At 54.6% G+C, this 15,051-nt stretch carries 14 protein-coding genes; 2 read left to right on the top strand and 12 right to left on the bottom strand.

Translation table 11 applies throughout. The annotated features are described in order from the left end of the window. Positions 1 to 5: 5 nt before the first annotated feature. The 8 genes from R70723_RS01965 to R70723_RS01935 form a co-directional block, all read right to left on the bottom strand. The gene (locus R70723_RS01965) at positions 6 to 1,706 is read right to left on the bottom strand and encodes a type 2 periplasmic-binding domain-containing protein (RefSeq protein ID WP_039869339.1); all 1,701 of its coding nucleotides are present in this window, start codon (positions 1,704 to 1,706) and stop codon (positions 6 to 8) included. 107 nt (positions 1,707 to 1,813) lie between these two features. Next, entirely contained in the window at positions 1,814 to 2,704 is an 891-nt protein-coding gene (locus R70723_RS01960) for a carbohydrate ABC transporter permease (protein WP_039869337.1), read from the bottom strand. A 19-nt stretch (positions 2,705 to 2,723) separates the two neighbouring features. Beyond that, the gene (locus R70723_RS01955) at positions 2,724 to 3,713 is read right to left on the bottom strand and encodes an ABC transporter permease (protein ID WP_039869336.1); all 990 of its coding nucleotides are present in this window, start codon (positions 3,711 to 3,713) and stop codon (positions 2,724 to 2,726) included. 311 nt (positions 3,714 to 4,024) lie between these two features. Then, positions 4,025 to 4,159 (bottom strand): hypothetical protein, encoded by a 135-nt coding sequence (locus R70723_RS34195; protein WP_256704616.1) that lies wholly within the window; start codon positions 4,157 to 4,159, stop codon positions 4,025 to 4,027. Between the two features lie 90 nt (positions 4,160 to 4,249). Further along, positions 4,250 to 7,492, bottom strand: coding sequence for a hypothetical protein (locus R70723_RS01950; RefSeq protein WP_039869333.1), 3,243 nt, complete (start codon positions 7,490 to 7,492; stop codon positions 4,250 to 4,252). Positions 7,493 to 7,522: 30 nt separating this feature from the next. Then, positions 7,523 to 8,860: a glycoside hydrolase family 30 protein gene (locus tag R70723_RS01945; protein WP_039869332.1), complete on the bottom strand. Its 1,338-nt coding sequence runs from the start codon at positions 8,858 to 8,860 to the stop codon at positions 7,523 to 7,525. Positions 8,861 to 8,962: 102 nt separating this feature from the next. Then, positions 8,963 to 9,976 carry a LacI family DNA-binding transcriptional regulator gene (locus R70723_RS01940; protein WP_039869330.1) on the bottom strand — a complete coding sequence of 338 codons (1,014 nt, stop codon included), beginning with the start codon at positions 9,974 to 9,976 and terminating at the stop codon, positions 8,963 to 8,965. 60 nt (positions 9,977 to 10,036) lie between these two features. After that, the gene (locus R70723_RS01935) at positions 10,037 to 10,510 is read right to left on the bottom strand and encodes a hypothetical protein (RefSeq protein WP_039869329.1); all 474 of its coding nucleotides are present in this window, start codon (positions 10,508 to 10,510) and stop codon (positions 10,037 to 10,039) included. 210 nt (positions 10,511 to 10,720) lie between these two features. Between R70723_RS01935 and R70723_RS32515 the strand changes: the two genes are divergently transcribed. Continuing rightward, positions 10,721 to 11,560: an HNH endonuclease gene (locus R70723_RS32515; RefSeq protein ID WP_047171001.1), complete on the top strand. Its 840-nt coding sequence runs from the start codon at positions 10,721 to 10,723 to the stop codon at positions 11,558 to 11,560. A 330-nt stretch (positions 11,561 to 11,890) separates the two neighbouring features. On the opposite strand, the gene R70723_RS01925 is transcribed toward R70723_RS32515, so the two are convergent. Continuing rightward, the gene (locus R70723_RS01925) at positions 11,891 to 12,085 is read right to left on the bottom strand and encodes a YwbE family protein (protein ID WP_039869328.1); all 195 of its coding nucleotides are present in this window, start codon (positions 12,083 to 12,085) and stop codon (positions 11,891 to 11,893) included. A 346-nt stretch (positions 12,086 to 12,431) separates the two neighbouring features. Between R70723_RS01925 and R70723_RS01920 the strand changes: the two genes are divergently transcribed. After that, positions 12,432 to 12,734, top strand: coding sequence for a hypothetical protein (locus R70723_RS01920; RefSeq protein WP_039878138.1), 303 nt, complete (start codon positions 12,432 to 12,434; stop codon positions 12,732 to 12,734). A gap of 42 nt (positions 12,735 to 12,776) precedes the next feature. Here the strand turns inward: R70723_RS01920 and sdaAA are convergent, their stop codons facing one another. The 3 genes from sdaAA to R70723_RS01905 all read right to left on the bottom strand — a co-directional run bounded on the left by sdaAA (position 12,777) and on the right by R70723_RS01905 (position 14,909). After that, positions 12,777 to 13,658, bottom strand: coding sequence for an L-serine ammonia-lyase, iron-sulfur-dependent, subunit alpha (gene sdaAA / locus R70723_RS01915; protein WP_039869327.1), 882 nt, complete (start codon positions 13,656 to 13,658; stop codon positions 12,777 to 12,779). Continuing rightward, positions 13,655 to 14,365 carry an L-serine ammonia-lyase, iron-sulfur-dependent subunit beta gene (gene sdaAB, locus R70723_RS01910; RefSeq protein WP_039869326.1) on the bottom strand — a complete coding sequence of 237 codons (711 nt, stop codon included), beginning with the start codon at positions 14,363 to 14,365 and terminating at the stop codon, positions 13,655 to 13,657. Before sdaAB ends, sdaAA begins: the two co-directional genes overlap by 4 nt. Before the next feature lie 127 nt (positions 14,366 to 14,492). Further along, a complete protein-coding gene (locus tag R70723_RS01905) occupies positions 14,493 to 14,909 on the bottom strand; it encodes a GNAT family N-acetyltransferase (RefSeq protein ID WP_039869324.1) in 417 nt (138 codons plus the stop codon). Positions 14,910 to 15,051: the final 142 nt, after the last annotated feature.

Raw genomic sequence — 15,051 nt, 5'->3', positions numbered from 1 at the left:
CTATACTATTCCATTCCGAGTTTCTTTTTGTTCTCCTGATACTTGGCCTGTCTGTAAGCATCGAAGGTTGCGAAGCCGTCCTTCTCTTTCTTCGCGAGGTAATCGTTCCAGATCTCGTCGAATTCTGCTTCAGAAGAAGCCATGAGCAGCTTCGGCATTGTTTTGCCGCGGAGCTGTTTCAGCTTGGTAGCGATAATCCCTTCAGGCGAGTTGCCGGTAGGATCGATCAGCTGGAACTCGGAGGTGTTGATTGCTTTACCGCGGGTCCAGTCTTCCAATTGCTTGAACGGCTCTACCGATTTAGGTGCCCATTGATCCGTAATATTCGTATTCTGCATCATCCAGAAGGTGAAGGAAGAACCAATTTGCTTGTCGAACGCCGAACGGTCGCTGTTCATCAGAGCAAACACATCAGGAAGGAACTGGTCTTTCCCGTCAATTGTATCATAGCTGACACCTTTTTCACCCAGGTACAAATCTTTATTTCCTTCCTCACTGTTCAGGTAGCTGAGGAATTTGATTGCGCGTTCTTTGTCTTTAACATTTTTGGAGATCAGGGTTACCGTCCAGCCTGAGATACCAGGGCCGTTCAAGGTATGCTGGTCAAGAGCCGCATTGGAAGGTCCGTCTACAGCAATATAGGTTTGCTCAGGATTCTTCTGGTAAATGGTGCTGAGCTGGGTACCGAAGTCTGTACGTTGATACAGCATTGCAAAGTAGCGTCCCTGCGCGATTTTTTCTTCCATTTGTGCGCGTTTGTCGATGAAAATATCTTTAGCCAGCAACCCGTCCTGATTGGCTTGACGGAGTGTCTTCATCCAGCGGACATACTCAGGATCGGTTTCGCGTTCATACACCTTGCCGTCCTTTTCCCAAGGAATCGCCAGGAAGTTCTGCAGGTAGCCTTCCAGAGAGTCGTTGCCGTTCTCAGTGAATTCGTGCAAACCGAGTGGAATCAGCGGCTGGCCGTTCACTTCAGGGAATTTCTCCTGGGCCATTTTGAGGGCGTTCAGGAAGCCTTCCGGTGTACGCATATCCGGGCTGCCGATGGCTTCATAGATATCCTTGCGGACAGCAAAGGTCTGGTTGGATACATAGTTTTCGCCGTATTTTTCATAGTCAGCCGGTGAAGAAGAAGAGTTCGGATAGCCGTACACATTGCCGTCCTCCTGTGTATACCAGCCCAGCTTATCTTTATCGGAAACCTTATAGAAGTAAGGATCATATTGATCTGCCAGCTCGTTGAGCGGAAGGACCAGATCGCCCTCGATCATTTTCTTAATGCCGTCTTCCCAGAAGCCCAGCGTAATGAAGTCAGGCAGCTGGCCGGAAGCAATCATCGTGTTCAGCTTTTCATTTTCGTTACCGGCCGGAATAATAAAGTTAATATCTACGCCTGTCTTTTTCGTTACATATTGGGAAGTAGGGTCTACACCCCATTTATTGGCAAACCAGGAGAAGTTCAGATACCAGTCAAAGGTGATTGGTGAAGTATCGCTTTTCCAGCCCGGCTCATCTCCCGATGGTGCAGCAGCCGTTGGTTCAGCTGAAGCCTCGGTTGTTGCCGCCGCCGTATTGGTGTTCTCCTTATTTGCGTTGGCATTGCCTCCCGCATTGTTGTTGCCTGAGCAGCCTGACGCCGACATCGCGAGCATCAGACCCAAGAGCAGCAGCACCATTGATTTCGGCTTGCGTTTCATGCCCATGCTTATTTACCCCTTTTCTAAAATGTTATGAAATCATTTATAAGCTCAACCCCGGAATCTGCTCGGCGCAGGCTCTGGGGGAGTTACCTGGTTTACACGGCTGCTGATTAGCCCTTGATCGAACCGATCATCATGCCTTTTACAAAATAACGCTGCAGGAACGGATAGACGAAGACAATCGGCAGCGTTGTTACTACCATCGTAGCCAGCTTAACGGACTGCGAGGTTACGCTCTTCGTCACCGTGCTGCCCTGTATGGCCACCATCATCTGGCTGGAGCTGGACTGGGCGACTACCCGGAACAGGAAGGTCTGAATCGGCTGCAGGTCCGGGTTATTGATATAAATAATCCCGGTAAAATAGTCATTCCATTGATACACACCGTGAAATAGGGCGATCGTTGCGATAACCGGCATGGATACCGGCAGCACCACCCGCAGGAGAATCGACCAGTCATTCGCACCGTCGATCCACGCCGCTTCTTCGAGCCCTTCCGGAATCTCCCGGAAGAAGGTCATAAAGATAATAAGATCAAAGAAGCTGAACAGGACCGGAATGATATAGACCAGGAAGTTATCGAGCAGATGCAGATCCCGGTTCAGCAGGAAGGTCGGAATGAGTCCGCCGTTAAAGAACAGAGTGATTGTACCCAGCAGGATGTAGAGCTTGCCGCCGATCAGACCTTTGCGGGACAGCGCATAGGCTACCATTGCCGTAAAGAACACGTGGAGGACAACACCTAATATTGTCTTGGCTACCGTAATCCCCATGGCTGTCATAATACCCGAGCTGGCGAATACCGCTTCGAAGTTTTCCAGGCTGAACATCCGGGGCCACCAGTAAATCCCGCCCATCATGGCATCGGTCCCGTCGTTAAAAGCGTTAACCAGTACATACCAGATCGGATATAAGGTAACGAAGCAAATACAGAGCATCACAAGATTGTTGGCGATATCAAAGATGGCTTCGCCCATCGTTTTGCGTTTGAGAGAAAACATGGTTTAGATCCTCCTTCTTCTAGAACAGCGACGTATCGTTGATTTTTTTGGTTACCTGGTTGGCAATCAGCAGCAGAATCAGCGCAATGACTGCTTTGACCAACGTGACCGCCATAGAATAGGAGAAGCGGCTGGTGACGATCCCTGTATAGTAGATGTAATAGTCGATTACATTACTGGCACTGTCGTTAAGGGAGTTGCGCAGCACCAGAATCTGGTCGAAATTGGAGTTAAGCACGCCGCTGACCGCCAGGATGAACAGGATGCTGATCGTTCCGCGGATCGCCGGCAGCGTGACATACCACATTTTCTGAAACCGTCCGGCGCCGTCGATGGTTGCAGCTTCATACATTTCCGGTGATACCCCGGCGATGGCCGCCAGATATATAATCGCTGACCAGCCTAGCTCTTTCCAGATATCCGAGGAAATAACGATGGTCCAGAAGTAACTTGGTTCCGCCAGATAAGAAATCGGTTTGTCGATCAGGTTCAGTGCCAGCAGAATATTGTTGATGATCCCTACATCTGCAAGCCACGTTGCCAGAATACCGCCCAGCACGACCCAGGAGAGAAAGTGCGGCAGGTAGGAGATGGTCTGAATCGCTTTTTTGTAGCGGATCGAACGCACCTCATTGAGAAACAGGGCGAAAATAATGGGAAGCGGGAAGCCGATCAGCAGCTTGATTAAGCTGATGCCGAGCGTGTTCTTGATGACATACCTCAGATCCTCATCCTCGTATAATTCCCGGAAATGCTGAAGTCCCACCCACGGGGCCTCGGCAATCGATTTGACGATGTTGTATTCCTTAAAGGCGATGATCATCCCGTACATCGGAATGTAGTTAAAAATGATCATCCAGGCCACGCCGAGCAGCGCCATTGTCTGCAGATGCTTCTGGGCCAGGAACCTTTTCCAAAGTGACTTTTTGTAACCTGAACCGGTTTCGATTAGAGCCGGAACGGGCTGCTTTTTCATCCGGCTAACCCCGCCGCTTGTTTTATTCTCCATCGTATGGACCTCCAAGCTAAATCTTTTTTCTGTATTTTGGCTAAAAGCGTGCGCTGTTTATAGCCTTATTGTAACCGCATTCACCTAAAGGCGGAAGGTAGCGAATTTCCGGTTTGGGGTCGCAAATTTCGGGTGGGGGAATAGGCGGCCAGCCCGCTTTCTGCGAAATCAGAGGCATTTTTGCCTCTCATTCCGTCTACTAGCCCACTTTCCGCGAATTCAGAGGCATTTTTGCCTCTCATTCCGCCAACTAGCCCGCTTTACGCGATTTCAGAGGCATTTTTGCCTCTCGTTTCGCCAACTAGCCCGCTTTACGCGATTTCAGAGGCATTTTTGCCTCTCATTTCGCCAACCAGCTCGCCTTCTGCGAATTCAGAGGCATTTATGCCTCTCATTCCGCCAACTAGCCCGCTTTCCGCGATTTCAGAGGCATTTGTGCCTCTCATTCCGCCAACCGACTGTATATCGTGAGGTTTATACTCTCTTATCTCTACAAAAAGAAAAAAAGGAGGCCTCAGCGGCCCCCCTCAAACACCTTACACCAGCTCCGCACGGATCGCGGTGATCTCGCCCCGGCGCAGGGCCTCGGCCTCCGCACCGCGCAGCAGCGCCCCGTCAACCTGCCGGGTGCTTCCGTCGCTGTAGGTCAGCGTAAGCTGCCCGATAACCGCCCGCTCTGCGCCATAGGTATCGGCCCGGCGCGGGTTATGATAGGTCACTTCCGTTCCTCCCAGGAAGGTAAACATCAGCTCGCCCTGCCCGTCGAACAGCCAGCCCGGCAGCGCAGGTGCCAGCTCCAGCGTCAGCTCGCCGTCCTCATACGCAAACATCCGGCTGCCCGCCATCATGGTTCTCCACATGCTCAGGAACTCTGCCGTCGAGCCGCTGAGTCTGGCCACAAAGCCCCGGCCATGGGTCAGCGGGTCCGGATTGCCGCCTGTGCTGATAAAGGAGGAATTCTCCAGCGTGCTGCGGCCGTATACTGCCGGGTCAAGGAATGGGATCAGCGAGGTTCGCATTTCACTGTAGAATTCCTCGTACAGCCCTCCCTTCAGAAGGGCCAGCAGATACTTGTAGGACATGTGCAGGAAGTTCGACTCCCGCTCCTGCCAGCCTGGCGTGAAGGCCCGGATGCGCCCGATCTCATGTGATTCCGCCTCAAGTGATGCCGAGGTGCGGTACATTGAGGTTACCGGATCGAACAGGCCGCTGCCTTTAACCCTGCTGTAAATCTCTTTGGCCTGCTCATGACTGTCCAGTGTTTTGAGCCAGCGGGCCGGGCCTTCCAGGAAGTATGGAAGTGCTGCAGCCTCGAATTCCTCAACAACGGCCTTGGGTAAACCATAGCCGCTAATCACCGGCTTGCCCGCTTCATCGGTTACCGCTTGGTAACGCACCGCCTCAAAGCGGAAATACGTCGGCACCAGTCCCCCGCCCAGCGACACCGCCCGCTCAATCCCTGCATCCACTTTATCCAGGAATTTGCCCAGGGCTTCACGGATAACAGCCAGACCTACCTCCGCCTGCTCTCCGTTAATGCCGAAGCGGATGCTCTCCCGGTAAGTCTCGCGTGCTGAAGCAACCGTGTCCCAATAGCCGAACTCATCCAGCCCGCCGGCCAACAGCTTAGTTACTGCCGACAGCACCTGTTCCAGCAGCAGCGCGATTTCTACGGGCAGCGATACTATACCGCCAGCAGCCTCTGCCTCCGGCACTCCCAGGCTTTCCAGCGCCTCCAGCATAAACACCAGCACCCGCTTGAGCTCGAACGTCTCGCTCATCCCGGAGCCGAACAGGCCCGGCAGGCCGTTCATCGCATCATTCCAGCCCGGCTTGTTGCCCTCCATTTCCACGCCCATGCCGTATGGGTCGAGCGTAGCGAACTTGTTCAGCGCAAGCGAGAGCATTTTGACGAACAGGCTGGTGCGGTAGATCTCCCCGGTGCCGCCCTCCGTGCGCAGCCACTGGGTATCGCCGGCCTTGCGGTGCAGCCGGTGCAGCTTCTCCTCATCCTCGAGCAGTGCGCCGTACTGCCGCACCTTGCCGCCGCTGATCACATACTTCTCGCTGCGCGGAAGCACATAGGCAGGGCTGTCATAGAAGGTATAGGACTCGTCACCGAACAGCAGCTCCGCCAGCTTATCCGGGAATACCTCCAGATAGCCTTCAACCAGATCCAGGTTGTAGGTCCAGTGGTCGCTCCAGAAGCCTTCACCGAAGGCGGCTTCGATATTTTGCCGGGACAGGGCCAGCACACCGCTGAGGAATTCCTGCTCATCCGCCTTGAGCTGCACCTGATGATCCGCGATGTAATTAATCAGCTGGCCTGGTGTAAATTTGCCGAGACACAGCGCTGCAAGCTCAGCCTGATGATCCGCTGCAGCGCTATCCACCCACTCTTTAAGCTGCGCAGCATGCTCCGGCAGCACCTCAAAGCTGGTTCCCTGCACACTTAGCGGATTATAGCCATCCGCCTGGATCAGGCTGTAGAACATTTTGATGTTAAAGCTGCCGACCTGCGGATGAAAAAACACATCGTTCCGCCGGTTCTGGTTCATATCGCGGAAGTTCCCGTTGCCCTGCGAATAGTACTCGGGAGCAAGCGAGAAAAAGTTATAATCCCGCTCCATATCGCCGTGCTTGCGTGAATACAGATGCACGACAAAGCCCTCTTTTCCATTGTCAAAAATAAACGGGTACCCGCCGCGCAGAAAATTATCGAGATAGGACTGACGGCAGTATGCGTCAAAAATAGCAGATGAAGTGCGCGTAGCAATGTCCGCTGTCAGGTTCTCGGTCAGCTCAGCCGCATCCAGCATTTTGCCGGTGATATATTCATCGCGGCAGAGCCGGTCAGCCTTGCGGTTGATTTTGTCGATGTCACTGACATGCCCGATAATGGTGTTCAGTGTCAGCTTCCCGCCCGGAGCCAGTGTCCGCTGAATGCCGCTGAAGCCGCAGGGCACCTTATTCACCGGATATTGCGGCTGAGCAAGCAGCTCATCAAGCGCCAGACCGGCGAAGCGGTCCGGATAAGCAAGCGAAGTATTAGCGCCGAAAATCACCTCAAAATCAACAACCGGCCGCAGCTGCTCCCCCTCTGCTGTAAAAGACAGATAGAAATGGCCGTTCTGAATTTCACTGACCTCCGCACTATCGTTAGTGCTGGAACGCAGCTTGTAGAACGGAATGCCGTGCTCCAGATTGTAGACCTCCATCCAGCTGCGCAGCAGATTGCCCATTTCCTTGTAGGCGCTGTTCGCCGATCCGTAAGGAAGGATCTCCGGCAGACCGTCCAGCAGCTCCAGAGACAGCTCCGCACCGCCAGTATTCTCAATCTCCACCCGGCGCACCAGCGCGGCATAATCATCGTTCGGCAGATTAAAATAATGAACCGTCGTTTTCAATCCATGTCCGGTATGCTCTTCCTCAATCGTCAGCCCGTTGGGCAGGATCGTCATCCTCCGCTTCACCGCCGGGTCCGGATGCGAGGACTGGAACGGCTCATAAATCTCTTCACGCCCCCCCAGCTTAATAAAGGTGCGGAACCCGGACGATGCCACGTTCTTGTAGGAGATGCTGGCCGGGGAGAACTCCATGATCGGCGAGTTTTTGTCGCGTACCCCGAAGCCGCATACCCCCTGCCCGCGGTTCACATAGAACGTCCACATCGGGATTCCCTTAAGCCCGGCAAGCCCCGGCAGGAAGCTGGCAAACGGTTTATTTTCATGAAACTGCTCCATTACAAATTGGCCTGAATCAAAATAATAACGGCTCATATCATAACCTCCTGAATTTGGATGTGCACCTTACGAAATCACATGCGTAGCAATAGAATGCGGCGGCAGCTGGCAAACGGCCAGCTCACTGCCAAGACCAAGCGTTACCCTGCGCGCATCATCGCTCTCGTTCATCAGCACCACGGCGATACTGCCGTCAGGATTGCGGAATGCCGTGGACAGGATGCCTTCGATGGCAGATTCCAGTCCGATCCGCACAGCGCCGGGAGCGATATATTTGCTAAAGTGGCCGATGTAGTAATAAGAGCTGTTGTAATGAACCTCATCCGTAACCGTGTCGGCGATAATAGGAGCATCGCAGAAATTGCCCACATGGTTCGGCCCGCCGGTCTCATCAAGCACCAGATTCCAGTCCAGATAACCCTCCGTCCACGCGTTCAGATCACCGATTATATTCCGCCCGTAGCGCTCCCCGGTGAACCATTCCCCCAGACGCAGGCCGCCCTCCTGGCAGCCCTCCGTGAACAGCACATGCTTATCCGGAAAAAGCTCATGCACCTTCGCCACCTTATCGAACTCCTCGCCGCCATACCAGTGGATGCCCGTCCCCCAAACATACTTCGCCGCTTCCGGATCTGACAAAATAGGGGTAACACGCTCGATCATAATATCCCGGTTGTGATCCCAGATTACGATGTTTACATCGTCCATACCGGCTTGGTGCAGGGCGGGCCCGAGGTGGTTTTTGACAAAATCCCGCTCCTCCTCGGCGCTGTACACACAGGAATCCCAGGTCTGCACCGCCGCCGGCTCATTCTGTACCGATACAGCCCATACCGGAATGCCCTCCTTGCGGTAGGCCTCAATAAATTTAGTGTAATAACGCGCCCAGACAGCGGCATATTCCGGCTTCAGCGAGCCGCCGTTGTTCATTTCCCCATTGGTTTTCATCCAGGCGGGCGGGCTCCAGGGGGAAGCCAGCATCGTAAAAGGGCCCCCTTTTACCTTCATCGCATCCTTAATCAGCGGCAGCACCCACTGGTGGTCATGGGCAATATCGAACGTAGCCAGCTCTGTATCCTGCTCCTGCACATACGTATAATTTCCGAGCGCAAAATCACAGCTGTGGATATGCACACGCCCCATGCTGTAGCCCAGGCCCTCCTCCGGGTGAAAATAGCTGCGGAGCACCTCCGAGCGTCTGGCCGGGCTCATCCGCGACAGCGTGTAGGCTGCAGCCTCGGTGAAAGCGCCGCCAAAACCAATGATGCTTTGAAACTCCTGCTCCGGCTGAAGCTGGATATCCGCTGTCTGCCCGCTGTCCTTCTGACCGAATACCAGAGCATCCCGCCGGCTTAGGCGCTCCCCGGTTTCTTTTGCCGTCACTACCGTTTGTACAGTTACCATCTGAACCCATCTCCTTAAATAAAATATCAAACAAAAACTTCACAAAATCGAAACCGGTTTCGATTGTTGCGAAAAAAATATGCGCCCCGGTGAAACGCTGTATTACTCACCAGGCGGCGCACAGGATTCCCGCACAACCACTTCCACGGGCAGCACGATGGCCTCCATTCCGTTCCCCTTGCGGTCAACCGATGATAGTAGAATTTCTGCGGCACGGATTCCCAGACTCGCCGTATCCTGTCTGACCGTTGTCAATGCAGGCGTCACGTAACGGGCAAGCTCGATATCGTCATACCCCATAACCGAAATGTCACCCGGTACAGACAAGCCGCTGTCCTTAGCCGCCGTCATCGCCCCGAGCGCCAGCATGTCACCGGAAGCAAAAACAGCCGTGGGCCGCTCAGGCAGTGCCAGCAGCTTCTGCATAGCGGAATAGCCGTTCTCCAGCACATAATACTCACCTTCGACAATGTATTCGTCCCGCAGCTCATGCCCGTGACGCTTCATTGCCGCAAGATAGCCCTCCTGGCGCTGATTGCCGGGAACCGTATTCACTCCGCCGGAGATATGGGCAATCCTGCTATGCCCGAGGGAAGTAAGATAGTCTACCGCCAGCATGGCTCCAGCCGTGTTATCCGAACAGACCGTGTGCGACTGCGGGGTCTCATAGTCCAGGATCACCGTAGGAATGTTGCTCTCCAGAAGCTCCAGGAAATAAGGATCCTCATAATCCGAAAGAAACACAACAACACCGTCCACGCCATGGATCCGGCAATTCTCCAGATATCCGCTCTGCTTGCCGCCGACATCCTTCGAGATGAACATCAGGGCATAGCCCTTCTCTACTGCTACCTGCTTGAAGCTCTCAATAACCGCACCGAAGAACGGATGGCGGATGCCTGCTCCCGTCCCCTCCACAAACAGCACGCCGAGGGTCCATGACTTCTTGGTGGTCAGTGTGCGGGCATGTGCATTCGGCAGATAGCCCATCTCCCGGGCGGTCCGCAGAATCTCCTCGCGGGTCTTCGCACGCACATCGGAATAGTTATTGAACGCCTTCGATACCGTAGTCGGAGAGTAACCGGTTTTTTTGGCGATATCGTAAATGGTAGTCAATCCGGTTCACCTCCAGGGTTTTATGAAAGCCCTTTTTTGTTCACTGCCATTCTAACTGCTTTACGCACGGCCGTCCAGCATAAAATATTTTTGCACCGGAGGCAGCAGGGTTACCGCCGGAATAAGCAGGCCAAGACAAGTATAAAAAATATGGACTACAGAGACTGCATTCATCATATACGTCTGCACCATAATCCAGATAGTCTGCCCGAAGCCAATGTACAGCGAGAAGGTCCAGGCAGGATGCAGCTCCTTGAACGGGACAAGCCCGGCATACCGCCTCCAGTCCGGTTTTTTAACCAGTCCGTATAGCACTATGAGCGGCAGAAGCCCGAAGATAAGCAGCAGCAGGAGGCCCGGAATCAAAAAGCTGTCAAATGGCGATCTTTCCAGCACAGAGAACGGCATTCCCATCATTTCACCGCTCGTATCAATCAGCAGCAGCCCCCCGCCACCGATCGCCCCGATTCCCAGAAAAGCCTGCAGCACATATAGAACAATAACAGTACCCGGCCTCTTTTTCGTCTGTTCCATTATCCGCTTCCCCATTTCCTCATTTTTTTATAAATTTAACATCTTTTCCCTCAAGGGTGCCGAGACAGATATCACAAATTCGTGAAAGACCTGTTATTTCCCCTGCCGTGTGAATGGGCGCGCTTTACGTTATACTGGAGCTACAGATTATCTTTTAAAAAAATAAATGGAGCGGACAGACGCAGACAGAGCGTCTCTCCTAATATAACTATGACTGATACTAATCTGCCTGTATCCAAGCAATGTGCCTATTGCCAGCAGTATAAGCCGCTCTCCGAATTCCGCAGACGGACGGGCAAACGCTCCAAAGGCCAATCCCGCCGCGGCGCCTGCCGGGATTGCCGTAAAATCCGCGGCGGCACCCCGGCCAGCGGGCTGCCGGAGAAGCCTGCACCGGCAGTATCTGCTGCCTCAGCGGCGGCCAAGAAATCGGCGCCGGCGGGCCACGCGTCTGCCGGCGCCGCTGTAAGGCAGGCGGCTGAGGCTGTTTCTGCAAGCCGCGCGGCACAACATCCAGCCTCTGCCGTGCGGCAGACCGCCAAGGCTGCGCCTGGAGGCGGAGCTGTGCAGCATGGACCTAAGACCGCCCAGCCTAAAACGCAGCCGCATTCCCGCCCTCGGCCGCGGGCGGGCGAGCAGCGGCGTAAGCCCCCGGTGACAGGGTGGCCGAAGCCTGATCCTGAGGATTATTCAGCACTCATCCCTTCGTACAAAGGAATGATTCTGATGCGCGGCCACAGCGACAAGGGACGCCGCTGGCATCAGGAGATTGACCTGAAGCTGGCGGTTACGCTGGTCCGTGAGCATGCTGCTGTTGTGGTCAACCGCCGGACCATCCGCCGCCTCTACAGCAACAAGGATTTCCGCAGGCTGATCCTCACAAGAGATAACTACACCTGTTATTTCTGCGGCCTGTACGGTGACACTATTGACCACCTTTTGCCCCGGGCCAAGGGGGGCCACACCACACCCGACAACTGTGTATGCGCCTGTAACCTGTGTAATCAGACCAAGGCTGACAAGGACGTGGAGGAATTTATGCGGCGCTGAGGCGAAGCGCTGGGGCGAGAGAAGCTGGGCAAGAGCAGGGACGGGCCGCTGAGCGAGAGCCGGAACGGTGCTGGGACGGGCTGCTGGAGCGAGAGCCGGAACGGGCTGCTGGAGCAAGAGCCGGAACGGTTCGCCGGGTGAAGACAAGCTGCCAAGCGCACCTTCCCAGCCGCGCAATAAAAAAGCACCAGCGCTTTATATCTGCCGTGCCGAGGGCACTGCAGGATACAGCGGGTGCTTAATGCAACGCTTATGAAGGTGTGCGGAATTACTTGGAGACTGTTGAACATAAACCAGCTGTCTGCAGCTCTGCAATGTAGGGCCGCATCATCAGCCTGTGATCTTTTTGACCCGCCCGACCTGCCCGTCAGCCAGCCGCACCTTGATTCCATGCGGGTGGCGGGGCGAATTGGTCAGAATGTCCTTTACTGTGCCGTGTGTGAGCTTGCCGGTAGCCTGATCCTGCTTCAGCACAATATCCACCTCAAGCCCGGGACGGATGTCCGCTCTAACCTGTCCGTTCATCATAAGCCTCCTTTCGTAAGTTGCCGTGAAGCCAGGCTGTAGATTGGGGCTCTAACTGATTAGTTAGATTTTTGGCAACTAATCTAAGCTTTTTCCGATATTTCTGCTCATTAGTTGGAAAAACGTCACCTATTTCAGACCATTAACCCTATTATGGGCCAAAACAGCAGAATTAGATGTCCTTTTGCTAACTATTTTTCTCTAGCTAGGCTTTAACCCGACAATAGGTGCAGATTTCACATTTAAAATAATCAGTGACACCCTGGAAACCGCTCCTGCCGGACCGACATCATAGTAGTGCATGATGAAACCGGCAATTACCGCCAAGGATAAGGATGAGACAGCTATGGCCTTCGGAATTAACAGAGAAGAACTGAACCAGTGGAAAGCGGCGGTCCTGCGGGGGGAGATCGCTTTTTTGACCCATTACTGGATTGATCCCCGTTTTCCCGGTATAACCACCGTAACCAAGGTAGGCTGCAGCGACCTTCCCCGCCTCCGCCGCTGGTGCGAGCAGAACGGTCTTCCGCCGCAATATATCCACAACCGCAGACCCTTTCCCCACTTCGACCTGCTCGGTCCGAAGCAGCCGGAAATTCTCCGCCGCGAGGGAATGTGGGAGCAGCTGGAACGTTTCCGTATGCTGTAATCCTCTTTAGAGCTAACCGTTATTAGCAGCAGCTCCGGGCGCTCAGCCCTTCTTGTTCCGCAGATCCTTCATAATCTGCCGGCCGGTCGGCGTCTGGGCCAGACCGCCTCCGGCAGTCTCGCGGTGCTTCTCCGGCATGGCTGAGCCGACCTCAAGCATCACCTTGATTACTTCGTCTGAAGGAATCACGCTGCGCACGCCTGCCAGCGCCATATCCGCTGCCGCCAGGGCAGTGACAGCCCCGAAGCCGTTGCGCACGATACAAGGAATTTCAACAAGCCCGCCGACCGGATCACAGATCAGGCCAAGCGTGTTTTTGAGCGCCAGGCCCACGGCATGCACCGCCTGGGCCGGCGTCCCGCCGCGCAGCTCAGTCAGCGCTCCGGCCGCCATGCCGATTGCCGAACCAACTTCCGCCTGGCAGCCGCCCTCCGCACCGGATACAAAGGAATTATTGGCAATCACATACCCGATGGCCCCTGCGGCGAACAGCCCTGAAACCATATAATCATCATCCCAGCCGAAACGCTCCTGGCAGCTGAGAAAGACTCCCGGAATAATCCCGCAGGAGCCTGCTGTCGGAGTAGCTATAATCCGGCCCATAGAAGCATTAACCTCCGATACCGCCAGTGCATAAGCCATTGCCTGCCCGGCAGGTCCGCCCAGTAACGGCTCACCCGCCGCATTATAATCGCCTACCCGCTGGGCATCAAGGCCCGTCAGACCGCTGCGCGAGGTTGTATCCTGGGTCATTCCGCGGTGTACCGCCTCTTTCATAACCCCGTAATACTCCTTCATCGTAGCGAATTCCTGGCTCTGCGGACGCCCTGATTCCTCGCTCTGCTCCGCCAGCATCAGCGCGCCGATGCCAAGTCCCCGTTCCTTACATAATACAGCCAGCTGGCTCAGTGTTTGAAAATTCATGTTGTGCTTTCCTTCCCTTTCTGTTCTTGCTTGACTCCGTTCAAGTCCACCACTTTGACCGATTTGACGGCCGCGAGGGCCTGCAGCTCCTGCAGCAGCTCCGCTGTGGCCGGTTCATCCAGCTCCAGCACGGTGAGTGCTGCACCGCTGCGGTTTTTGCGGTCAAGTGACATATGGCCGATATTAAACTGTCCTTTGCGCATTACATCCGTAACGCTGGCCAGCACGCCAAGATAATCCATATGGTTAATCAGCACGGTTGGATACATCCCGGTCAGCTTGACTCCGAAGCCGTCGATATCCACAATTTCAATATTTCCGCCGCCGATTGAGATTCCTGTCAGCGTCAGCTCCGTACCGGTGTCCCGGCCGACAAGACGGAGCCTGACCGTGTTCGGATGGGGGAACAGGCCTGTTCCCTGCCGGAAGGAAATGTCCATCCCCGCCTCAGCGGCCAGTTCGACCGAATCCGGCAGCCTGTGGTCATCCGTGGCAAAATCCAGCAGTCCGCCGGCAATAGCCCGGTCCGTCCCGTGCCCCTGATAGGTGGCGGCAAACGAGCCGAAGAAAATAACCTCCGCCTCACGCGGCATCTCGCCCAGCACCTGACGGGCAGCACGGCCGATCCGCGCGGCACCGGCAGTATGGGAGCTTGAAGGTCCGACCATCGCCGGACCGATAATTGAAAATACATCCTTGAAGCGCATTGCTCTGATCACCCGCTATCAAATTTAGCTATGTTAATTGCCTATACATTATACTGCACGAATGCGGAACCTACACTATTACATTCATTGTTATCTAATTGCTGCATCTTCAGGATGAAGCTGCGGATTATGTATTCTGCGAAAAGAGCACGATGCCGTCCCGCTCCTCCCAGCCTGTTCCCGACCAGAAGCTGCGCCCCGGTCTGTTTCCTTCAATCACCATCAGATGGCATTTCGCTATACCTGCTTCACGAAGTGCTGAAAGCGCACGCGTCACCATTTCGCGGCCGGCTCCCTTACCCCGGCAGACTGTACTGACAGCCACATGGTACAAATACCCTCTGCGGCCGTCATGACCGCATAACACCGTGCCGGCCAGCGTACCGTTTTCCGTCTCGCATACCTGGCTCATCCCCGGATTACGCCCGAGAAACTGTATGATTCCTTCCCTGGAATCGGCCCTGCTCAGGCCCATACCGGCCGTATTTCCCCACAGCCTGGAGGCTGCCTCATAATCCTCTGCCATCATTTCTCTGTAACGCATTCTTTTACCCCTTTCTTATTCCCTTCAGGCAAAGCAAAAATGCTTACCGCATTGCCATTCCTGCCGGTAAAGCCGGCGGAAGCGCACCCTTTTCTGGGCGGATGCATAGAAATATACAAAACAGACAGCACGCAAGGAGGAG

The organism is Paenibacillus sp. FSL R7-0273, from assembly GCF_000758625.1.
In the GTDB taxonomy this organism is placed as follows: Bacteria; Bacillota; Bacilli; order Paenibacillales; family Paenibacillaceae; genus Paenibacillus_AQ.
This window is presented reverse-complemented; position numbering and strand designations above follow the sequence as displayed.